The organism is Marinirhabdus gelatinilytica (assembly GCF_003353425.1).
Classification (GTDB): Bacteria; Bacteroidota; Bacteroidia; order Flavobacteriales; family Flavobacteriaceae; genus Marinirhabdus; species Marinirhabdus gelatinilytica.
On record NZ_QRAO01000003.1, the window covers coordinates 110,781 to 110,989 of the forward strand.

The window sequence follows — 209 nt, forward strand, 5'->3', positions numbered from 1 at the left end:
GCTCAGCTGGATAGAGCATCCCGCTTCATAGCGGGACGGTCACACGTCCAACTGGCTTTTTGAAATAATGGTCGCATAGCTCAGCTGGATAGAGCACCTGCCTTCTAAGCAGGCGGTCCCAGGTTCGAATCCTGGTGCGATCACTTAAAGCCCCGCAATTGCGGGGTTTTTTGATTATGAGCTTTTTTACCTACATACTGTTTTCTAAA

The 209-nt window shown here is 48.8% G+C and carries 1 tRNA gene; it reads left to right on the plus strand.

Annotation, left to right across the window (positions count from 1 at the left end):
• The first annotated feature begins 69 nt into the window (after window positions 1-69).
• Window positions 70-143, plus strand: a tRNA-Arg gene (locus C8D94_RS09535).
• The last annotated feature ends 66 nt before the right edge of the window (window positions 144-209 follow it).